This window comes from Neorhizobium sp. T25_27, from assembly GCF_002968565.1.
GTDB classification, from domain to species: Bacteria; Pseudomonadota; Alphaproteobacteria; order Rhizobiales; family Rhizobiaceae; genus Neorhizobium; species Neorhizobium tomejilense.
In genome coordinates, this window is the sequence record NZ_PVBJ01000002.1 from 508,281 (window position 1) to 525,267 (window position 16,987).

15 protein-coding genes and 1 tRNA gene are annotated in these 16,987 nt (G+C 61.1%); 11 read left to right on the forward strand and 5 right to left on the reverse strand.

Annotated features, from left to right (window positions below; genetic code table 11):
• Window positions 1–95: 95 nt before the first annotated feature.
• The 3 genes from yidC to rpmH are packed head-to-tail and all read right to left on the reverse strand — an operon-like array spanning window position 96 to window position 2,453.
• Window positions 96–1,898, reverse strand: coding sequence for a membrane protein insertase YidC (gene yidC, locus C5J24_RS09345; RefSeq protein ID WP_105417395.1), 1,803 nt, complete (start codon window positions 1,896–1,898; stop codon window positions 96–98).
• Window positions 1,898–2,290 (reverse strand): ribonuclease P protein component, encoded by a 393-nt coding sequence (rnpA, locus tag C5J24_RS09350; RefSeq protein ID WP_046664847.1) that lies wholly within the window; start codon window positions 2,288–2,290, stop codon window positions 1,898–1,900. The genes yidC and rnpA overlap by 1 nt, the downstream gene beginning before the upstream one ends.
• Window positions 2,291–2,318: 28 nt before the next feature.
• Window positions 2,319–2,453 carry a 50S ribosomal protein L34 gene (rpmH, locus tag C5J24_RS09355; protein ID WP_080719113.1) on the reverse strand — a complete coding sequence of 45 codons (135 nt, stop codon included), beginning with the start codon at window positions 2,451–2,453 and terminating at the stop codon, window positions 2,319–2,321.
• Between the two features lie 491 nt (window positions 2,454–2,944).
• On the opposite strand from rpmH, the gene C5J24_RS09360 reads away from it, so the two are divergent.
• The 3 genes from C5J24_RS09360 to C5J24_RS09370 all read left to right on the forward strand — a co-directional run bounded on the left by C5J24_RS09360 (window position 2,945) and on the right by C5J24_RS09370 (window position 6,881).
• Window positions 2,945–4,996: a methyl-accepting chemotaxis protein gene (locus C5J24_RS09360; RefSeq protein WP_105417397.1), complete on the forward strand. Its 2,052-nt coding sequence runs from the start codon at window positions 2,945–2,947 to the stop codon at window positions 4,994–4,996.
• Between the two features lie 173 nt (window positions 4,997–5,169).
• Entirely contained in the window at window positions 5,170–6,666 is a 1,497-nt protein-coding gene (locus C5J24_RS09365; RefSeq protein WP_105417399.1) for a HAMP domain-containing sensor histidine kinase, read from the forward strand.
• A 138-nt stretch (window positions 6,667–6,804) separates the two neighbouring features.
• Window positions 6,805–6,881, forward strand: a tRNA-Arg gene (locus C5J24_RS09370).
• A gap of 121 nt (window positions 6,882–7,002) precedes the next feature.
• Here the strand turns inward: C5J24_RS09370 and C5J24_RS09375 are convergent.
• On the reverse strand, window positions 7,003–7,911 hold the full coding sequence (locus tag C5J24_RS09375; protein WP_105417400.1) for a LysR family transcriptional regulator: 909 nt from the start codon (window positions 7,909–7,911) through the stop codon (window positions 7,003–7,005).
• Window positions 7,912–8,032: 121 nt separating this feature from the next.
• On the opposite strand from C5J24_RS09375, the gene C5J24_RS09380 reads away from it, so the two are divergent.
• From C5J24_RS09380 to C5J24_RS09400, 5 genes are all read left to right on the forward strand, one after another.
• Window positions 8,033–8,665 carry a pyridoxamine 5'-phosphate oxidase family protein gene (locus C5J24_RS09380; RefSeq protein WP_105417402.1) on the forward strand — a complete coding sequence of 211 codons (633 nt, stop codon included), beginning with the start codon at window positions 8,033–8,035 and terminating at the stop codon, window positions 8,663–8,665.
• Window positions 8,662–9,132 carry a nuclear transport factor 2 family protein gene (locus C5J24_RS09385; RefSeq protein WP_105417404.1) on the forward strand — a complete coding sequence of 157 codons (471 nt, stop codon included), beginning with the start codon at window positions 8,662–8,664 and terminating at the stop codon, window positions 9,130–9,132. The genes C5J24_RS09380 and C5J24_RS09385 overlap by 4 nt, the downstream gene beginning before the upstream one ends.
• 137 nt (window positions 9,133–9,269) lie before the next feature.
• A complete protein-coding gene (locus tag C5J24_RS09390; protein ID WP_245446596.1) occupies window positions 9,270–10,802 on the forward strand; it encodes a glycosyltransferase family 39 protein in 1,533 nt (510 codons plus the stop codon).
• Window positions 10,803–10,884: 82 nt separating this feature from the next.
• Window positions 10,885–11,592 carry an SDR family oxidoreductase gene (locus C5J24_RS09395; RefSeq protein ID WP_105417405.1) on the forward strand — a complete coding sequence of 236 codons (708 nt, stop codon included), beginning with the start codon at window positions 10,885–10,887 and terminating at the stop codon, window positions 11,590–11,592.
• A gap of 14 nt (window positions 11,593–11,606) precedes the next feature.
• The gene (locus C5J24_RS09400; protein ID WP_105417408.1) at window positions 11,607–12,644 is read left to right on the forward strand and encodes a 4-hydroxyproline epimerase; all 1,038 of its coding nucleotides are present in this window, start codon (window positions 11,607–11,609) and stop codon (window positions 12,642–12,644) included.
• A 3-nt stretch (window positions 12,645–12,647) separates the two neighbouring features.
• Here C5J24_RS09400 and C5J24_RS09405 read toward each other — a convergent pair whose 3' ends face one another.
• Entirely contained in the window at window positions 12,648–13,574 is a 927-nt protein-coding gene (locus tag C5J24_RS09405; protein WP_105417410.1) for a tetratricopeptide repeat protein, read from the reverse strand.
• A gap of 233 nt (window positions 13,575–13,807) precedes the next feature.
• Here C5J24_RS09405 and pyrC point away from each other — a divergent pair, with 233 nt between their 5' ends.
• From pyrC to C5J24_RS09420, 3 genes are all read left to right on the forward strand, one after another.
• Window positions 13,808–14,848: a dihydroorotase gene (gene pyrC / locus C5J24_RS09410; RefSeq protein WP_105417412.1), complete on the forward strand. Its 1,041-nt coding sequence runs from the start codon at window positions 13,808–13,810 to the stop codon at window positions 14,846–14,848.
• 123 nt (window positions 14,849–14,971) lie between these two features.
• On the forward strand, window positions 14,972–16,150 hold the full coding sequence (locus C5J24_RS09415) for a GGDEF domain-containing protein (protein WP_105417414.1): 1,179 nt from the start codon (window positions 14,972–14,974) through the stop codon (window positions 16,148–16,150).
• Between the two features lie 85 nt (window positions 16,151–16,235).
• Window positions 16,236–16,931, forward strand: a complete 696-nt coding sequence (locus C5J24_RS09420; RefSeq protein WP_105417416.1) for an orotate phosphoribosyltransferase — start codon at window positions 16,236–16,238, stop codon at window positions 16,929–16,931.
• The last annotated feature ends 56 nt before the right edge of the window (window positions 16,932–16,987 follow it).

Consider the following 16,987-nt stretch of genomic DNA (forward strand, 5'->3'; position numbering starts at 1 on the left):
TTGGCCGGCAATGTCAAGCTTTCGGGCTTCCCAGCCCTATTCCAAAAGAAAAACCCCGGACCAGCCGGGGTTCCTCATCGGTGTGTTGGGGGATGCTATTTTGTCGGCGCTTCTTTTCGTCGGAAGAAGCCCTTCAGATTGTCAAAGAGTTCGATCTTGGCGCCATGACGCTTCATGATGATCGCCTGCTGCGTCACCGACAGGGTGTTGTTCCAGGCCCAGTAGATGACGAGACCGGCCGGGAAGGACGCCAGCATGAAGGTGAACACCAGCGGCATCCAGGTGAAGATCATCGCCTGGGTCGGATCCGGCGGCGTCGGGTTCATGCGCATCTGCACGAACATTGTGACGCCCATCACCAGCGGCCAGACGCCGATCATCAGCGCGCTCGGCACGTCGAAGGGCAGCAGGCCGAAGAGGTTGAAGAGCGACGTCGGGTCGGGAGCCGAGAGATCCTGAATCCAGCCGAAGAACGGCGCGTGCCGCATTTCGATGGTGACGTAGATGACCTTGTAGAGCGCGAAGAAGACCGGGATCTGCAACAGCACCGGCCAGCAGCCGGCGATCGGATTGATCTTTTCTTCCTTGTAGAGCGCCATCATCGCCTGCTGCAGGCCCATCCGGTCGTCGCCGAACTTGGCCTTCAGCTCTTCCATCTTCGGCTGCATGCGCTTCATGTTGGCCATGGAAGCGTATTGCTTGCTGGCGAGCGGGAAGAACAGCGCCTTGACGACAATGGTGGTGAGCAGGATTGCCACGCCGAAATTGCCCACGTGACGGAAGAAGAAGTCCATCAGCTGGAACATCGGCTTGGTGATGAAGTAGAACCACCCCCAGTCGATCAGGCGGTTGAACTGCGGAATGCCGAACTCCGTCTCGTAGCGCGAGATCAAGGGCACTTCCTTGGCGCCGGCAAAGACGAGGTTCTTGAGCTCGGTGGATTGACCCGGCTGAACCGTCAGGTCGTCGCCCTTGTAGTCCGCCTGATAGCTCGCCTGAGCACCGGCGAAATGCGAGAAGCGTGCAACATAGGGCAGCGTCTGCGGCGGCACGATGGTGGCAGCCCAGTACTTGTCGGTGATGCCCATCCAGCCGGTCGTGGATTTCTCGTTGGTGAACTGCTCTTTTTCAATATTGGAGTAGGTGTGTTCGTCGAGGCTGCCGCTCTCACCCATCACGCCGATGAAGCCTTCGTGGATGACCCAGACGGACGGCGTCGCCGGCTTGTTGTTGCGCAGCACGCGGCCATAGGGCGTCAGCGTCACCGGGGCGGCCGTCTTGTTGTCGACCTTGTCGGCGACGGTCAGCATGTAGTGGTCGTCGATCGAAATCGTGCGCGTGAAGGTCACGCCCTTCTCGTTGGTGAAGGTCAGCGTCACCGGTGTCTGCTGAGTCAGCTTGTCGCCGCTTGCGAGCGTCCATTGCGTGCCGGTGCCGGGGGTGGCGCCGATCGATTCATTAGGGATATAGCCGATTTCCGTGAAATAGCCGTCGGTCGTATCGGACGGCGAAAACAGCGTGATGATCGGGCTCTTGTCGTCGACAGTCTCGTGATATTCGCGCAGCTTCAGGTCGTCGAAGCGGGCCCCGGTCAGGTTGATAGAGCCGATCAGGGCCGGCGTCTCGATCTGCACGCGCCGCGACCGTGCGAGCGCCTGGTCGCGGGAGAGCGCGGCAGCTGCCGGGTTGGCGCCGGGCAGATTGCCCAGTACGCCACCACTCTGAGCGCCGGGGCTCTCCGGGGAAACAGGCTGAGCGCTTTCGCCCTGAAGCGCACGGCTGGCTTCTTCGGCACGCTGCTGGGCTTCCATCCTCGGGTTCATATAGAGGAACTGCCAGGCAAGAACGATCAGCACCGAGAGCGCGATCGCGATGAAGTAATTGCGGTTCTTTTCCATCATGCTTTCCTGGAACGGGTCTCCTCGGACCGCTTTGGTCTCGGCTTGCTTTCGATACGCTCGATAAGCTGGGCCGTCATATCCGCAAAGGGAGCCTTAAGCACCTCCCGCCGCGCGACAATCACATAGTCGTGTCCGTTCTTCATTGCAAATCCGGCAGATTGCCTCACCGCCTCGCGGAGACGGCGGCGCATGCGGTTGCGTTCGACCGCGTTGCCATGTTTTTTGGTAACGGTGAAACCGACGCGCGGCGCTTCGTCCGGCTGGTTTCTATCAAGGACTTCCAGAAGGAAGTTCCGGCCTCGGCGGGCTTCGCCTGCCCGGACGGCAAGGAACTGCGGCCGGCTTTTAAGCCGCCCGACAGTTTTCTCGTTCTTTGTCTCAGTCGTCATCGCCCGGTCGTCTCGGGCATCTCAGGCCTTAGGCCGAGAGACGCTTGCGGCCACGGGCGCGACGTGCGGAGAGAACCAGACGACCACCTTTGGTGGCCATACGGGTACGGAATCCGTGGCGGCGCTTGCGAACAAGCTTAGACGGTTGATAGGTACGCTTCATTTATTTTAATACCGCGGTGTGCGGCCCTTCTTGGAGTTTGCCGTCATCACGACGGCAAGAGCGCTTCGGAAAAACGATCTGCGCAAGCGGCTGCATGCGTGCAAGCCCGCCGGAGCTGAACGTGGGCGGCTTATAAGAGGACTCCGCCGCAAAAGTCAATCGCTGCCGGGATTTTTGGGCCTTTAGGCCGAGAGCTGGCCGATCTTGATCTGTCCCGCCTGCCGGGCGACGTTGCAGGTGCCGCTCCACTAATGTTCCCCCATGAATTTAGGGGTGAGAAATAGTAGGTAACGGCCATCTTCCCTGTCAAACGTCAAATATCTCAACCGAGGCGCGCGCCCGTGAAAACCATGCCCGCCGGGGCTGCGCAAACACTTTTTCTCTAAGCGTTTCTTTAATTTCTAAAGGCTAATTTTAGCAGTTGAATGGAAGAGAATTGGGTTACGGGCCTGCCTTCCGCGCATGACAAGTCCCGTCTGGAAGGGAAAGAAATGAAAATTCGAGGGAAAATCAACCTCCTCGTCGGCCTCATGAGCCTCGTCGCCTGCTTTATCGGCGGCATGGCTCTGTTTGCCATGGCCGAATATCGCCAGATGATGGTTCAATATGAATTGGCCGCAGACCGGGCGCACAAGGGCGAACACCTGAACCGGCTCGTCACCGCCGTCGTGATGGAATCCCGCGGCGTCTACATGTCGAAGGATACCAAGGAGGCTGCAAAATTCGCCGACGGCATCCTCGTGTATCTCGATGAAATGGGCAAGCTTCTCAAGGAATGGGACAAGATCGTCCCGGCCGACGAGCGTGCCGTATTCGATAAGCTGCTTGCCCGTTCCAAGGAGTTCAACGGCTTCCGGACCGAGACCGCCCGCCTGGGTCGGGAAGTGAGCCCGGCTGCCGCCAACGAGCAGGGTAACAACGACGGCAACCGCAGCAACCGCAAGGCCTATCAGGTCGAGATCGATGCTATCGTCGGCACCGACAAGGCCGTCCTCGCCGCGGTCAATGAAGAGCTCAACAGCTTCACGCGGACCCTTTTTATTCTTGTCTCCGCAGTAACCCTTGCAGGCGTTGCCGCAGGTGCTGGTTTCGGCCTCTATCTGGGGCGCCGCCAGCTCAGCCATCCGATCACGGCTCTGACCAAAGCGATGAAACATATCGCCGACGGCAAATTTGATACGGTGGTCCACGGGGCCGACCGCGCCGACGAGATTGGCGACATGGCCGCCGCGATCGAGATCTTCCGCAGGAACGGCATCGAAGTCGCGCGCATGAATGCTTCCGAAGCGACCATGCGCGGCAAGAACGACGACCTCCAGGCGCGTATGGCCACCGTCGTCGCCGCCGCTGCCGAGGGGGATTTTACCCGCCGCATCGACAAGCAATGGGGCGAGGAGAGCCTCGACCGCTTCGCTCGTGACGTCGACATGCTCGTTGCGAGCGTCGATGCCGGTGTGTCGGAAACCCGGCGCGTCGTCAAAAGCCTTGCCGAAGGCGACCTTACCGACAGCATGCGGGGCAACTTCAAGGGCGCATTCGCCGAGCTGCAGCACAATGTCAACGGGACCATGGATACGCTGCGCGGCACGATGCGGAATGTCCGTACCGCCACCGGCTCTATCAACGGTAGCGCCGCCGAGCTGAGCCGGGCGACCAATGATCTGTCCCGCCGCACCGAACAGCAGGCTGCCGCGCTGGAAGAAACGTCCGCTGCGCTGGAAGAGATCACCGCCGTCGTCAAGACGTCGACCGAGCGGGCGCATGAAGCAACCGTGATGGTCGGCGAGGCCAAGCAGAGCGCGGTCCAGTCGGGCGAGGTGGTGCGGAGCGCCGTCGACGCGATGGGCCGGATAGAGCAGGCCTCCCGCGAGATCGCCCAGATCACCAATGTCATCGACGAAATCGCCTTCCAGACCAATCTTCTGGCGCTCAATGCCGGCGTCGAGGCCGCCCGTGCAGGCGAAGCCGGCAAGGGTTTTGCCGTCGTCGCTCAGGAGGTCCGCGAACTCGCCCAACGCTCGGCAAGTGCCGCAAAGGGCATCAAGGCGTTGATCAGCAAGTCCGGCGAGGAAGTGGCCGGAGGCGTGATGCTGGTCCAGAAGACCGGCGAGGCATTGTCGGAAATCGAAAGCCGCGTGTTGCGCATCAACGACCATATCCATTCGATCGCCGTCGCTTCCCGCGAGCAGGCGACGGGGCTTGCCGAGGTCAATACCGCCGTCAACCAGATGGACCAGGTGACGCAGCAGAATGCCGCCATGGTCGAGGAGACGTCCGCGGCGACGCAGACATTGTCTTCCGAGGCCGACAGCCTGTTTGCACTTGTCTCCAATTTCGACATCGGCCAGGAGGGCGAGCGCGCCGCCGAGCCGGTCAAGACCACGCGGTCGGTTGCGGCAGCTGCCGTGCGGCCGGTTGCGGCAGCTCCCGTCCATCGGCCGCGCGTCTCTCCGGTTAAGGCGATGACGGGTGCGCTCTCGCGGGCCTTCGGCGGAGCCGCCGTCGCAACGGCAGCGGTTGCCGGAGAATGGGAAGAATTCTGATCCAAGTTCGCACATCAGCCGAATAAGAAAGCGGAGAGGGGCAACCCTCTCCGCTTTCTCTTTTGCACTGCGGCAAAGGGGACTGGTAAAAAACCGCCGAACCTCTAAAATAAGCGATCATCCGTAGGCTCGCATCAATCCGGCGGGCCGGGTATTCGGAAATGGAGATCCGCATGGACGACGAGGTTCATACCTCGGGGCGCTCGGGGTCCTCGCCGGTAGGCGTAGGTCCGGAAACCATGCCGCGCCTTTTCCGCGGCCTTTCCGGCAGGCTTCTCTGGCTTACCGTCATTTTCGTGATGATGGCCGAAGTGCTGATCTTCGTCCCCTCCGTCGCCACCATGCGGATGAACTGGCTGCGCGATCGGCTGGATACGGCCGCCGCCGCCGGCATCGTCATCGACGGGCTGCAGCCCGCCGAGCTTCCCCGCGCCGTGCAGGACGATACGCTGCTTGCGACCGGCACCAAGGTGATCGCCCTGCGCAAGGACGGCACCTCGCGGCTGCTGGCTGCAACGGACACGCAGCCGCAGATCGACGAAGTGTTCGATCTTGCCAATGTCCCGATAGCATCCTCGATGCGTGACGCACTCGACACGCTCATCTTTGGCGGCGGCCGCGTGATGCGCGTTTATGGCCCGATCGGCGACAGCGACATGGTCATCGAACTGGTCATGACCGATGACGCATTGCGCAAGGACATGCTGAAATATTCGAAGACGATGTTTCTCCTGTCGCTGCTGATCTCCCTGATTACCGCCGTACTGATCTTCCTCGCCATCAACCGGATGATGATCATGCCGATCCGGCGGCTCACCCATAGCATGCAGTTTTTCTCGGAGCAGCCGGACGACCCCGCCCGCGTCTTTAGCGCCGATCGTTCCCGGGGCGAACTTGCAGTCGCCGGCCGGCACCTCACGGCCATGCAGGCGCAATTGCAGCGAACGCTGAAGCAGCAGAAGAACCTGGTCGATCTTGGCCTCGCCGTTTCGAAGATCAACCACGACATGCGCAACATCCTGGCATCGGCGCAGCTGATGTCGGACCGCCTGACGGACGTCGACGATCCGATGGTGAGGAGTTTCGCGCCGAAACTGTTGCGCACGATCGACCGGGCGGTAGGTTACACGAACGAGGTGCTGGCTTACGGTCGGGCCTCCGAGGCAGCGCCCCGCCGCCGCCGCATCCGCTTTGCAGCGCTGGCCCAGGAAGTGCGCGACATGCTGGCGATCGATCCGGAGATCGGCATCGAATTCCTGGATCAGATCGCCGCCGATCTCGAAGTGGATTGCGACAGCGAGCAGATTTTCCGTGTCATCCACAATCTCTGCCGAAATGCCGTCCAGGCGCTGCTGAATTTCGATCCGCAGGATACGTCCATTGTTCGCCGGGTCACGGTCTCCGCGCACCGGGTGGGCAGCGTTGTCAGCATCACCATCGACGACACCGGCCCCGGCATGCCGCGAAAAGCCCGTGAGAACCTGTTCTCCGCTTTCCGCGGCTCGGCGCGGTCGGGCGGCACCGGCCTCGGCCTCGTCATTGCCCGTGAGCTAGTCCTGGCCCATGGCGGCACCATCGCACTTGTCGAGAAACCAGGCCCCGGCACGCAGTTTAGAATAGAAATTCCCGACCGTCCGGTCTCTCTGGAGGACTACCGGGTTCGGGCTTGACGCAAATAAATGTTGCTTCTCAACGGTTTGAGCGAGAAGTGACAGCAAAATGACGTTGCCTTCGGTAAAATCGCTTGCAATCGGAATGCGGACGTTTTAGAGGATCGCCACGCAAGCGGTGACGCACTGCTTGCAGACGCACCCGTAGCTCAGCTGGATAGAGCACCAGACTACGAATCTGGGGGTCAGGAGTTCGAATCTCTTCGGGTGCGCCATTTTTCCTAGACGACGCCATTGGCGTCACTCTCCATCGTCTACGTGTCCTGAAGGACAATCTTCCTCAAAATCTTGATTTGGCGACCGTGTAGCTGCTTTCGATTGGAGTCGCGGAACCTCTCAGCCGGCGGAGCCGATCCTGCCGAGCGCCTGCCGCAGTCTCGGTGCGGCAAAATCCAGAAAGCTGCGCATCTTGAGCGGCATCTGGCCACGCGCGGCGTGAACGAGATGGACGGGTGCGGGCTCCGGCTCGAAGGATTCCAAGATGATCCGGAGCGCTCCGGCTTTGATTGCTTCCGCCGCCTGGTAATGGAGCAACCGCGTGACCCCGACATTGCATATCGCGGCCTCCGCAGCGGCCTCGGCGGTCGAGACGGATAGACGGGATGCAGCCACGGTCGCACTCAATCCTGGCGGCAGCATTTGCCGAATTGACGATGGAGCCGGCCCTTCGAATGTCACCCACGGCATTCTTCGAAGATCCTCCGGTATCTGCGGAACGCCGTGAGCCGCAAGCAGGGCCGGGCTGGCGCAGGTCACCATCCGCATCGATCCGACCCGCGTCGCAACCATCGTGCTGTCCGGCAGCTGGCCGATCCGGACTGCCATATCGACATGATCGTCGACGAGGTGAACGTTGCGGTCGGCCAACTGCAGGCGGATGTTGATTTCGGGAAACAGAGCCAGGAAATCGATGACGATGGGCAGGACATGGAGCCGGCCGAACATGATCGGCGCTGTGATGACCAATTCGCCCTTTGGTGTTGTGAACTCACCGGCGGCCTCCCGTTCCGCATCCTCGACCTGTTCGAGAATGCGTCGCGCCGCCGCTACATAGGTGGCGCCGACATCGGTCAGGGTGAGTTTGCGGGTCGTGCGGATCAACAGACGCGTGCCGAGCGATGCCTCGAGCTCCGAGATTTTCCGGCTGAGCGTCGGTACGGGCACCCGGAGGGCCCGGCCTGCGGCAGACAGGCTACCCTTGTCCACCACCTCCAGCAGCATCGACATGGCTTCGAAGCGATCCATCCATCTTTCCATTTTTTGACAAGATGAGTTCCAGCAATACTATATTATGCTGGATTATGGAAAAGGCTATGCATCCTCTTCAACGGCGCCGATAGCGGCTCTGCCGGGAAGGAGCTCCTTCATGCCCTATGGCTTTCTAGACATCGCCATCACACCGAGCGTTCGGGCCGCACAGAAGGCTATGGGCGCCGATCACATCTGGCAGAATTTCGCTGGTGATCGTGACTTCGATCGCCTGACAGAGAATGAAGCGGCCTTCATCGCCGACCGGGACAGCTTCTACGTGGCGACGGTCTCGGAGACGGGTTGGCCCTATGTCCAGCACCGCGGCGGCCCGCGCGGCTTCCTGAAGGTAATCGACGACCGGACATTAGCCTTCGCGGATTATCGCGGCAATCGCCAGTATATCAGCACCGGCAATATCGCGGCGAACGACAGGGCATGCCTATTCCTGATGGATTACGCCCGTCGTGCCCGGCTGAAGATCTATGTGCATGTGGAGGAGGTGGCGCTTGATGCGGATCCAGCCCTGGACGCACTTGTCATCGATGCGGTCTACCGGGCGAAGCTCGAACGGATTTTCCGGCTGCGGCTCGAGAGCTTCGACTGGAACTGTCCGCAGCACATCACTCCCCGCTTCACCGAGGAACAGGTCGGCGAGGCGGTCCGTCCCCTTCGGGACCGACTGGCCGAGCTCGAATCCGAAAACGCTGAACTGCGCGCCCGCCTTGCCATTCATGGAGATACCCAATGAGCGATCAACGTCCGCCCCTGCCGCCGTTCACGCCGGAAACGGCGGTCGAGAAAGTCCGCCTTGCGGAGGATGGCTGGAACAGCCGGGATCCGGCGCGCGTGGCGCTCGCCTACACGGTCGATAGCTACTGGCGGAACCGGGCCGAATTCGTCGAGGGGCGTGAGGCGATCATCGGCTTCCTCACCCGCAAATGGCAGCGCGAGCTGGACTACCGTCTTGTCAAGGAGCTGTGGAGTTTCCGGGAGAACCGCATCGCGGTCCGCTTTGCCTATGAGTGGCACGACGACGGCGGCAACTGGTTCCGCTCCTACGGCAACGAGAATTGGGAGTTTGACGAACATGGCTTGATGCGCCGACGGCTCGCCTCCGTCAACGACGCGCCCATCCGCGAGTCGGAGCGGCGTTTCCATTGGCCGCTCGGCCGGAGGCCGGACGATCATCCAAGCCTCAGCGCTCTCGGTTTTTGACCTGTAAGGAGATTGGCAGGAAATCCACACGCGTTCAATTTGGCGCAAGTTATCAAACGGCGAGCGCGCGGTTTCTATTGATCCGCGTCGCAGGCTGTGCCACCTGCTTTGTATGATAACTTTCTCATAAGGCAAAAATGAATCGCGAGAGCGTGGGCGCGGTGCGTTCCGAAGAGTTGATCAAACCCGGCCGGCTGACAGGGTTTCTGGCTGGCGGCCTTTGGCCCGCGGCGCTTTTTTTAGGCGCTTATTTCCTGCTGAGCATCGCTGTCCGCCTGATGCTGCCCAACGCACTGACGCTGGACGAGGCCGAGCAGGCGCTGTTTTCACAATACTGGCTTGCCGGCTACGGTCCGCAGCCGCCTTTCTACAACTGGGTTCAGAATGCCTTTGTCAGCGTGATCGGCATCTCGCTCTTTTCGCTGACCTTGCCGAAATTCCTGATGCTGCTGTTGTGCTACCTATTCTTTGGCATGGCGGCGCGTGAGATCGACGCCCGACCCGCCTTTGCGGCGATGGCGATGCTGAGCCTGCTCACCCTGCCGCAGCTTTCCTACATGCCACAGCAGGATCTGACGCACACCGTCGCGGTGCTGATGGCGACGTCGCTGTTCCTCTACGGGCTCTTCCGAACCCTTGTCCGGGCGGATTGGCAGGGCTACCTGATCGTTGGGGTCGCGATCGGCATCGGCATGATCTCGAAATACAATTTTGGGCTGCTGCCTGCCTCCGCCCTCATTGCCGTATTCTGCGACAGGGAATGGCGTGCCCGTCTTCTTGATCCGCGCATCCTGCTGACCGCGATCGTCGGCCTGGTAATCGTCTTCCCGCACGCCCTCTGGCTTCGCGGCAATCTCGATCTCGCGACATCCGGCACGATCGGCAAGATGGTTGAAGCGAACGCGCCGCATGGCATTGTTCGTATTGTACGGGCACTTGGCTCGCTGGTGCTTGCCTGCATCGCGTTCGGCGCACTGACGGTCGCCATCTTCGCGATAGCCTTCAAAAAGGACTTCAGGCGATCGCTGTCCGCTGGCGACCGCTGGACGCGCCTGCTGGGCCTGATGATGGCGGTAGGCCTGCTGGGTGTCGTATTGGTGATCCTCTTCGCCGGCACGACCAAGATCACCGAGCGCTGGCTGGATCCCTATCTGCTGCCTCTGCCACTCTATCTTCTGCTGAAGTTGGAACGAGCGGGCATCGATACCACGCTCCATCTCAAGCGCCTCGTCCCCGTCTTCATCGTCATCATGGCTGTGACATCGGTCCCGCTGGCGGGCAAGACTTTCACGGGTGGGCTCACCGGCGCCTATACCCGGATCAACTATCCGCTCGCCTCCGTCGCGGAAGCGCTGAAAGCGGAAGGCCGGCCGGCGGTGATCGTTGCAGCCGGCATGCATCTTGCCGGCAATATGCGGCTACAGTTTCCCGATGTGCCGGTCGTCAATTCCGAGCAGCCGATCGCCGGCTTCCCGGCTCCAGATGACATGAAGGGGCCGGTTCTGGCGATCTGGGCCGATGGCGCGCGCCCGACGGGCACGCCGCAGATCGATCTTTCCTCCGCTGCTACGCTCGGATTAACCGCATCGCCTGCAAAATCTCTCTCGCTGCCCTATTATTACGGCGACGGCAGAATGCAGCTCAACCTCGGTTATCTCTGGCTTCGCTGAAGACGGTAGGCAAACCGGCGAGGCTGATATATCTGTTCGGGGAAGCCTGCTCGAGGCGGATAAAGACCCCAAGGAGATTCCGATGGCTGAGACGGAAAAGGTCGCGCTAATTACCGGCGGCGGACGTGGCATGGGTGAGGCGATCGCCCGCGAACTGCACGCCGAGGGTTACAAGCTCGCGCTGATGTCGCCCTCGGAAAGCTGCGAGAAGCTGGCAGCCGAACTCGGTGGCGTCGCCTCGCGGGGTGTCGCGGAAAAGGCCGAGGACATCCAGGCGATTTTCGACCTCACCATGAAGACCTACGGCCGTATCGATGCCGTGGTCAATCATACCGGCCATCCGCCGAAGGGCGACCTGCTCGACATCAGCGACGAGGACTGGACACTCGGTTCGGACATGATGATCCTGTCGCTGGTGCGCATGGCGCGCCTGGTGACGCCGGTCATGCTGAAACAGGGCAAGGGCGCCTTCGTCAACATCACCACCTTCGCCGCCTACGAGCCCTCGCTCGTCTTCCCGGTTTCCTGCACTTACCGTGCAGCTGCGGGTGCCTTCACAAAGCTCTACTCGGATCGCTATGCGGCCGACAATATCCGCATGAATTGCATCCTGCCGGGGTTCATCGACAGTCTCGATCACAAGCCCGGAACGGCGGAAAAGGTACCGATGAAGCGTGTCGGCCAGGTCGAAGAAATCGCAAAGACTGCCTCTTTCCTCTTGTCGGATGGCGCCGGCTACATCACCGGCCAGAACATCCGCGTCGATGGCGGCATCACCCGTCACGTCTGATCGGAGTATCTGAGATGAGATGGAAGCGCACGATCCAGCTGCTGGACGTTCATTGCGAGGGTGAGATCGGCAAGGTCGCGATCGGCGGCGTGCCGAAGATCCCGGGCGAAACGGTTGCCGCCCAGCTTCACTGGCTGAACACCGATCCGAAGGGCAACGAGCTTCGTCGTTTCCTCTGCCTCGAGCCGCGCGGAGCGCCGATCGGCTCTGTCAATCTGCTGCTGCCGCCGAAACATCCCGATTCGGACGCCGCATTCATCATCCTGCAGCCGGACCAGGCGCATGCGAGTTCCGGGTCGAACTCGATCTGCGTGACAACGGCGCTTCTGGAGTCCGGCATTGTCGAAATGCAGGAGCCTGAAACCGTCGTTATTCTGGAAACCGCGGCCGGCCTCGTGCGTGCGACCGCGACGTGCCGCGACGGGCGCTGCGAGAAGGTGAAGCTCACCATGGTGCCGTCTTTCGTGCATCAGCTTGATGTCACGGTTCAGACCCCGTCGTGGGGCGATATCACGCTCGACCTTTGTTATGGCGGGATCTTTTACGGGCTGGTGGATGTCGGCCAGATCGGTCTCACCATCGAGAAGGGCAATGCGGCAGCACTCGTCCAGGCCGGCATGGTGCTGAAGGACCTCATCAACAGGCAGATCGAAGTCGTCCACCCGGAAATCCCCGCGATCTCCGGCGTCGCTTATGTGATGTTCCGGGACACCGAAGCCGATGGCACGGTGCGGACCTGCACGACGATGTGGCCGGGCAGGGCGGACCGTTCGCCCTGTGGCACCGGCAATTCCGCCAACCTGGCAGCGCTCCATGCGCGCGGCAAGGTCAAGGTGGGGGACGTCTTCAAGTCGCGCTCGATCATCGGTTCTGAGTTCGAGGTGGGATTGGCGTCCGAAACGGAGGTCGCAGGAAAGCCGGCGATCGTTCCGACGATCACCGGCCGTGGTTTCACTTTCGGTCTGCATCAGATTGCCCTTGATCCGTTCGATCCGCTGTCGGACGGATTTGCGATGACCGACGTATGGGGGCCATCCGCTGGGGAAATCTGAGTTTCAGATTTTCTTGCCGTTGCCGGCCGACTGCTCCATGTCGCCCGGCTTCAGCACCAGCGAATTGACACCTTCGATCGTCGCGGGGTCGCTCGGACCCGGGACAATGCCCAGTTCCTGCATCTGCATAAATTTGTAGGCGCCGAAGACATCGCCTTTCTCGGCAGCCTTGCCGTACATTTCGGCAGCCTTCAGAGCATTGGCTTCGATGCCTTCGCCGGCCTCATACATCAGCCCGAGATTGATCATCGCATCGGTATTGCCGCGCTGAGCCGCAAGGTCGTACCAGGCGATCGCCGTCTGGTCGTCCTGCTCCACAAGTTGGCCTTCGTCATAGATCGCCCCGATATTGAAGGCAGCCGTGTCGTCGCCTTCCGCCGCCGCCTTTTCAAACCACGTGAGCGCCCGCTCGACATCCGGCTGGGTGCCGAGGCCATCGCGATAAGCGACGCCGAGATTGTAGGCGGCCAACACGTTGCCGCCATTGGCAGCCTCGGTATAGAGCTGGAACTCCGATCGTTCGTCGCCGAGCCGGCCCATCAGCATGCCGAAATTCACCTTGGCGGCGGCATATCCCGCCTGGACTGCAACATCGTAGGCATTCATCGCCTGGTCGGCCTGCTGGGTCTTGTTGAGAGCCCGGCCGAGCTGATAGGCGAAACGCGGATTGCCGGTCGCGTCATAGGCCATGCGGCAGGCGTCTACCGCGGTGCCGTCGATATCCGAAATGCCGACAGGTGCAAACTTTCCGTTGCGCTGCTGATCGTAGGGGCTGCCGGCGAGGCGGTCACATTCCGTCTGCACGGCAGAGGTGAGCTGCAGTTTGGCGCGTTCCTCGGCGCCCAGTGAAACCGTCAGGGCGCAGAGCGCGACGGCGGTACCTGTGGCAATTGCAAAACCCCTGTTGACTTTCGAGAGGCGGGATTTCATCTTGCGCTCCGATTTAACTGATCATTCAGATTGCTTAACGAACGCCGGAAGCAGGCACCGGTTCCGCGTGCCTTTCAGGTTTCGTGCGCGAGAAGCCTTTGCATCCCGCACATTCGCGTGAGAAGTAACCTGGATCGGGCCTGCTGGATTGCAGGTTCCTCGCATGATCGGATTGTTTTGTCCGAACCATTGATGTTATGGCGGACTGATCGACCACGTCCGGAAGTTCTCCCATGAAAACGCTCACGCTCCGCCGCCCTGACGACTGGCACCTGCACCTTCGCGACGGCGACGTCCTGCAAGCGGTGATCGGCGATACGAGCCGGCATTTCGCACGCGCAATCATCATGCCCAACCTGGTGCCGCCGGTGGTGACGACCTCGGATGCCAGGGCTTATCGCGACCGCATTCTCACCGCCCTTCCGGCAGGCGATCGCTTCGAGCCGCTGATGACGCTCTACCTGACGGAGAATACCGACCCGGACGACGTGGAAGAGGGCAAGACGAGCGGCCTGATCTCGGCCGTAAAACTTTATCCCGCCGGGGCCACGACCAATTCCCATGGCGGCGTGCGCGACTTCAACAAGGCGATGCCGGTTCTGGAACGCATGGCGAAGATCGGTCTGCCGCTCTGCGTGCACGGCGAGGTGACCACCCCGGAAGTGGACATCTTCGATCGCGAAGCCGTCTTCATCGAAACAGTGCTCGATCCGCTGCGCCAGCGCCTGCCGGAACTGAAAATCACGATGGAGCACGTGACGACCGCCGACGGCATCGATTACATCAAGTCGTCGAAGGGCAATCTGGCCGGTTCGATCACCACCCACCACCTGATCATCAATCGCAACGCCATCCTGGTCGGCGGCATCCGCCCCCATTATTACTGCCTGCCGGTGGCCAAGCGCGAGAACCATCGCCTCGCACTACGCGCGGCAGCGACATCCGGTGATGCGCGCTTCTTCCTTGGCACCGATTCCGCACCCCATGTCGATCCGCTGAAGGAATGCGGCTGCGGCTGCGCTGGCATCTATACGTCGGTCAACACCATGAGCTGCCTCGCGCATGTGTTCGAGGACGACAATGCACTCGACAAGCTGGAGGCTTTCACCTCGCTGAACGGCCCTGCCTGGTATGGGCTGAAGCCGAACGAAGAAACGATCACGCTTGAAAAGCGTGATGAACCGGTGAAGTTTCCAGCCAAGCGCGACAGCGGCGCCGGGCCGATCACGGTCTTCGATCCGATGTTCCCGCTTCATTGGCAAGTGATTGATTAGTAAATTCTAATGGTCATCGATTGATGGAATTTGGATCGATCCGGTAACCTTTTGGATAGAATCCGGGCTTAGCTTGGCGCCCAAGATTTTCCGGCGGGGATGTACCCGAAGAGAAAGCTAGGCATGATGCTCGACTATCATTCTCTTCTGCTCGCGCTGGGCGTCTCAGCGGCGTGCCTGATGGTGACGCTGTTCGGCACATGGTATTCGCGTCGCACCGATTCCTTCCTTCTCACCCTCGTCATCGCGCTCTGCCTCACGGTTTCGGGCATTTTCGCCTATAGTTCCTATACCGTCGAAGCCGACGTCGTCGGCGCCTCGATCGCCTATACGTTCCTGATGGCGGGGTTCGGCACGATCTATGCGGCATCGGTGCAGTTCCGCAGCGGGACCCGGCCCTGGATCATGGCCGGTGCCATTACCGCTGCTTCCGTGACTTTCGGCCTGCCGCTGATGATTGCCGGCCTCGATGGCCTCGGGTTCATCGTCATGAACCTTGCCACGGCGGGGCTACTCCTCGAAACCGCCAGGCAATATTGGTGCGCACGCCGGGAGGCGCCGGGACCACTCATCGGAATGGCGGTGCTCTACGCCGCCACCGCGGTGTCTTTCGCCCTATGTGCCGTCGTCCTGATCGACGGGCAACAATGGGTGCTGGGCCACGCGCCCGACAACTGGGCCGAAAACCTCAATATCGCTGTCTGCATCGCCGGCATGACCGGCATCGGTGCGCTGTCGCTGGCGCTGCATCAGTGGCGCATGGCGGCCCACCATCGCCACGAAGCGATCACCGATGCGCTGACGGGGCTTCTCAACCGCCGCGCTCTCTTCGAGCAGTATGGCCATCGCACTCTCGGTCCGTCGACTGCCGTCGTCGTTTTCGATATCGATCGGTTCAAGGCCATCAACGACCAGCACGGCCATGCCGCCGGCGACGAAGTGCTGAGGCTTTTTGCCGACGATCTCAGAAGCGGCACTAAAATTCGCAACACCGTGGCTCGGCTTGGCGGCGAGGAGTTCGTGATGATCCTCGTCAACGCCCTTCCCGGACGGGCCGAGCGGATCGCCAATGACATCTCCCGCCGTTTCGCCGCTCGCGAGATCATCATCGGCGACGCGGTGCTCAAGTGCACGGTCAGCGCCGGTGTGGCGGTCGGTGCCCCGACCGGCCAGCCTTTCGAAGCCGTGCTGGGCCTTGCCGATAACGCGCTCTACGAAGCAAAGCGGGCCGGCCGCGACCGCGTGCATGTCGCAGGTTATCTTCGCCCGGTGGACCTGAACGAAACGCGTACCACCGCCTGACTCCCTCCTTATTTTTCGCATCGTCTGGCATACTCTGCCGCATGCTGCTATTGCGGCGCGTGGTTTTGACAAAAGGAGCGGGCGCATGATTCAAACCACATTTCCGGACCGCGGCGTAATGGCCGAACTGATGGCGAAGATGCTCTGGGAGATCGGAGCGGTCCATTTCAGCGCCGACAAGCCCTATAAATTTGCCTCCGGCCTGATGAGCCCGGTCTATATCGACTGCCGCAAGCTGATTTCCTATCCGCGCATCCGCTCGGCGATCATGGATTTCGCGGCCGCGACCGTCATGCGCGACGCCGGTTTCGAGAAGTTCGACTGCGTTGCCGGCGGCGAGACCGCAGGCATTCCCTTCGCGGCTTTCCTCGCCGAACGTTTGGGCCTGCCGATGATCTACGTTCGCAAGGCGCCGAAGGGCCACGGGCGCAATGCCCAGATCGAGGGCCATCTGCCGGAGGGCGCGCGCGTGCTGGTCATCGAGGACCTGACGACTGCCGGCGGCAGCATGTTCAAGTTCATCGATGCGATCCGGGCTGCCGGCGCTACCGTCGATCACGGCATCGCGCTCTTCTTCTACGATATTTTCCCGGAAGCCTACGAACGCTTCTCGAACGGCCAGGTGAAGCTTCATCACATCGCCACCTGGCGTAACGTCCTGGCGGCGGCCAGGGAAGGCAAGCTTTTCGATGACAACACGCTGTCGGAAGTCGAGGCCTTTCTCGACGCACCGCTGGCCTGGTCGGGACGCAATGGCGGCGTCGGCGAGATCGCGCTCTGAATTTTTGCTCTGGCCTTTTGGCAAAAGCTCGCTTAATCGATTGAAAAACTGCTGAG

Coding starts and splice junctions, on each gene's coding strand:
- yidC (WP_105417395.1), bottom strand. CDS start 1,898: ATGGAAAAGAACCGCAATTACTTCATCGCGATCGCGCTCTCGGTGCTG.
- rnpA (WP_046664847.1), bottom strand. CDS start 2,290: ATGACGACTGAGACAAAGAACGAGAAAACTGTCGGGCGGCTTAAAAGC.
- rpmH (WP_080719113.1), bottom strand. CDS start 2,453: ATGAAGCGTACCTATCAACCGTCTAAGCTTGTTCGCAAGCGCCGCCAC.
- C5J24_RS09360 (WP_105417397.1), top strand. CDS start 2,945: ATGAAAATTCGAGGGAAAATCAACCTCCTCGTCGGCCTCATGAGCCTC.
- C5J24_RS09365 (WP_105417399.1), top strand. CDS start 5,170: ATGGACGACGAGGTTCATACCTCGGGGCGCTCGGGGTCCTCGCCGGTA.
- C5J24_RS09375 (WP_105417400.1), bottom strand. CDS start 7,911: ATGGATCGCTTCGAAGCCATGTCGATGCTGCTGGAGGTGGTGGACAAG.
- C5J24_RS09380 (WP_105417402.1), top strand. CDS start 8,033: ATGCCCTATGGCTTTCTAGACATCGCCATCACACCGAGCGTTCGGGCC.
- C5J24_RS09385 (WP_105417404.1), top strand. CDS start 8,662: ATGAGCGATCAACGTCCGCCCCTGCCGCCGTTCACGCCGGAAACGGCG.
- C5J24_RS09390 (WP_245446596.1), top strand. CDS start 9,270: ATGAATCGCGAGAGCGTGGGCGCGGTGCGTTCCGAAGAGTTGATCAAA.
- C5J24_RS09395 (WP_105417405.1), top strand. CDS start 10,885: ATGGCTGAGACGGAAAAGGTCGCGCTAATTACCGGCGGCGGACGTGGC.
- C5J24_RS09400 (WP_105417408.1), top strand. CDS start 11,607: ATGAGATGGAAGCGCACGATCCAGCTGCTGGACGTTCATTGCGAGGGT.
- C5J24_RS09405 (WP_105417410.1), bottom strand. CDS start 13,574: ATGAAATCCCGCCTCTCGAAAGTCAACAGGGGTTTTGCAATTGCCACA.
- pyrC (WP_105417412.1), top strand. CDS start 13,808: ATGAAAACGCTCACGCTCCGCCGCCCTGACGACTGGCACCTGCACCTT.
- C5J24_RS09415 (WP_105417414.1), top strand. CDS start 14,972: ATGATGCTCGACTATCATTCTCTTCTGCTCGCGCTGGGCGTCTCAGCG.
- C5J24_RS09420 (WP_105417416.1), top strand. CDS start 16,236: ATGATTCAAACCACATTTCCGGACCGCGGCGTAATGGCCGAACTGATG.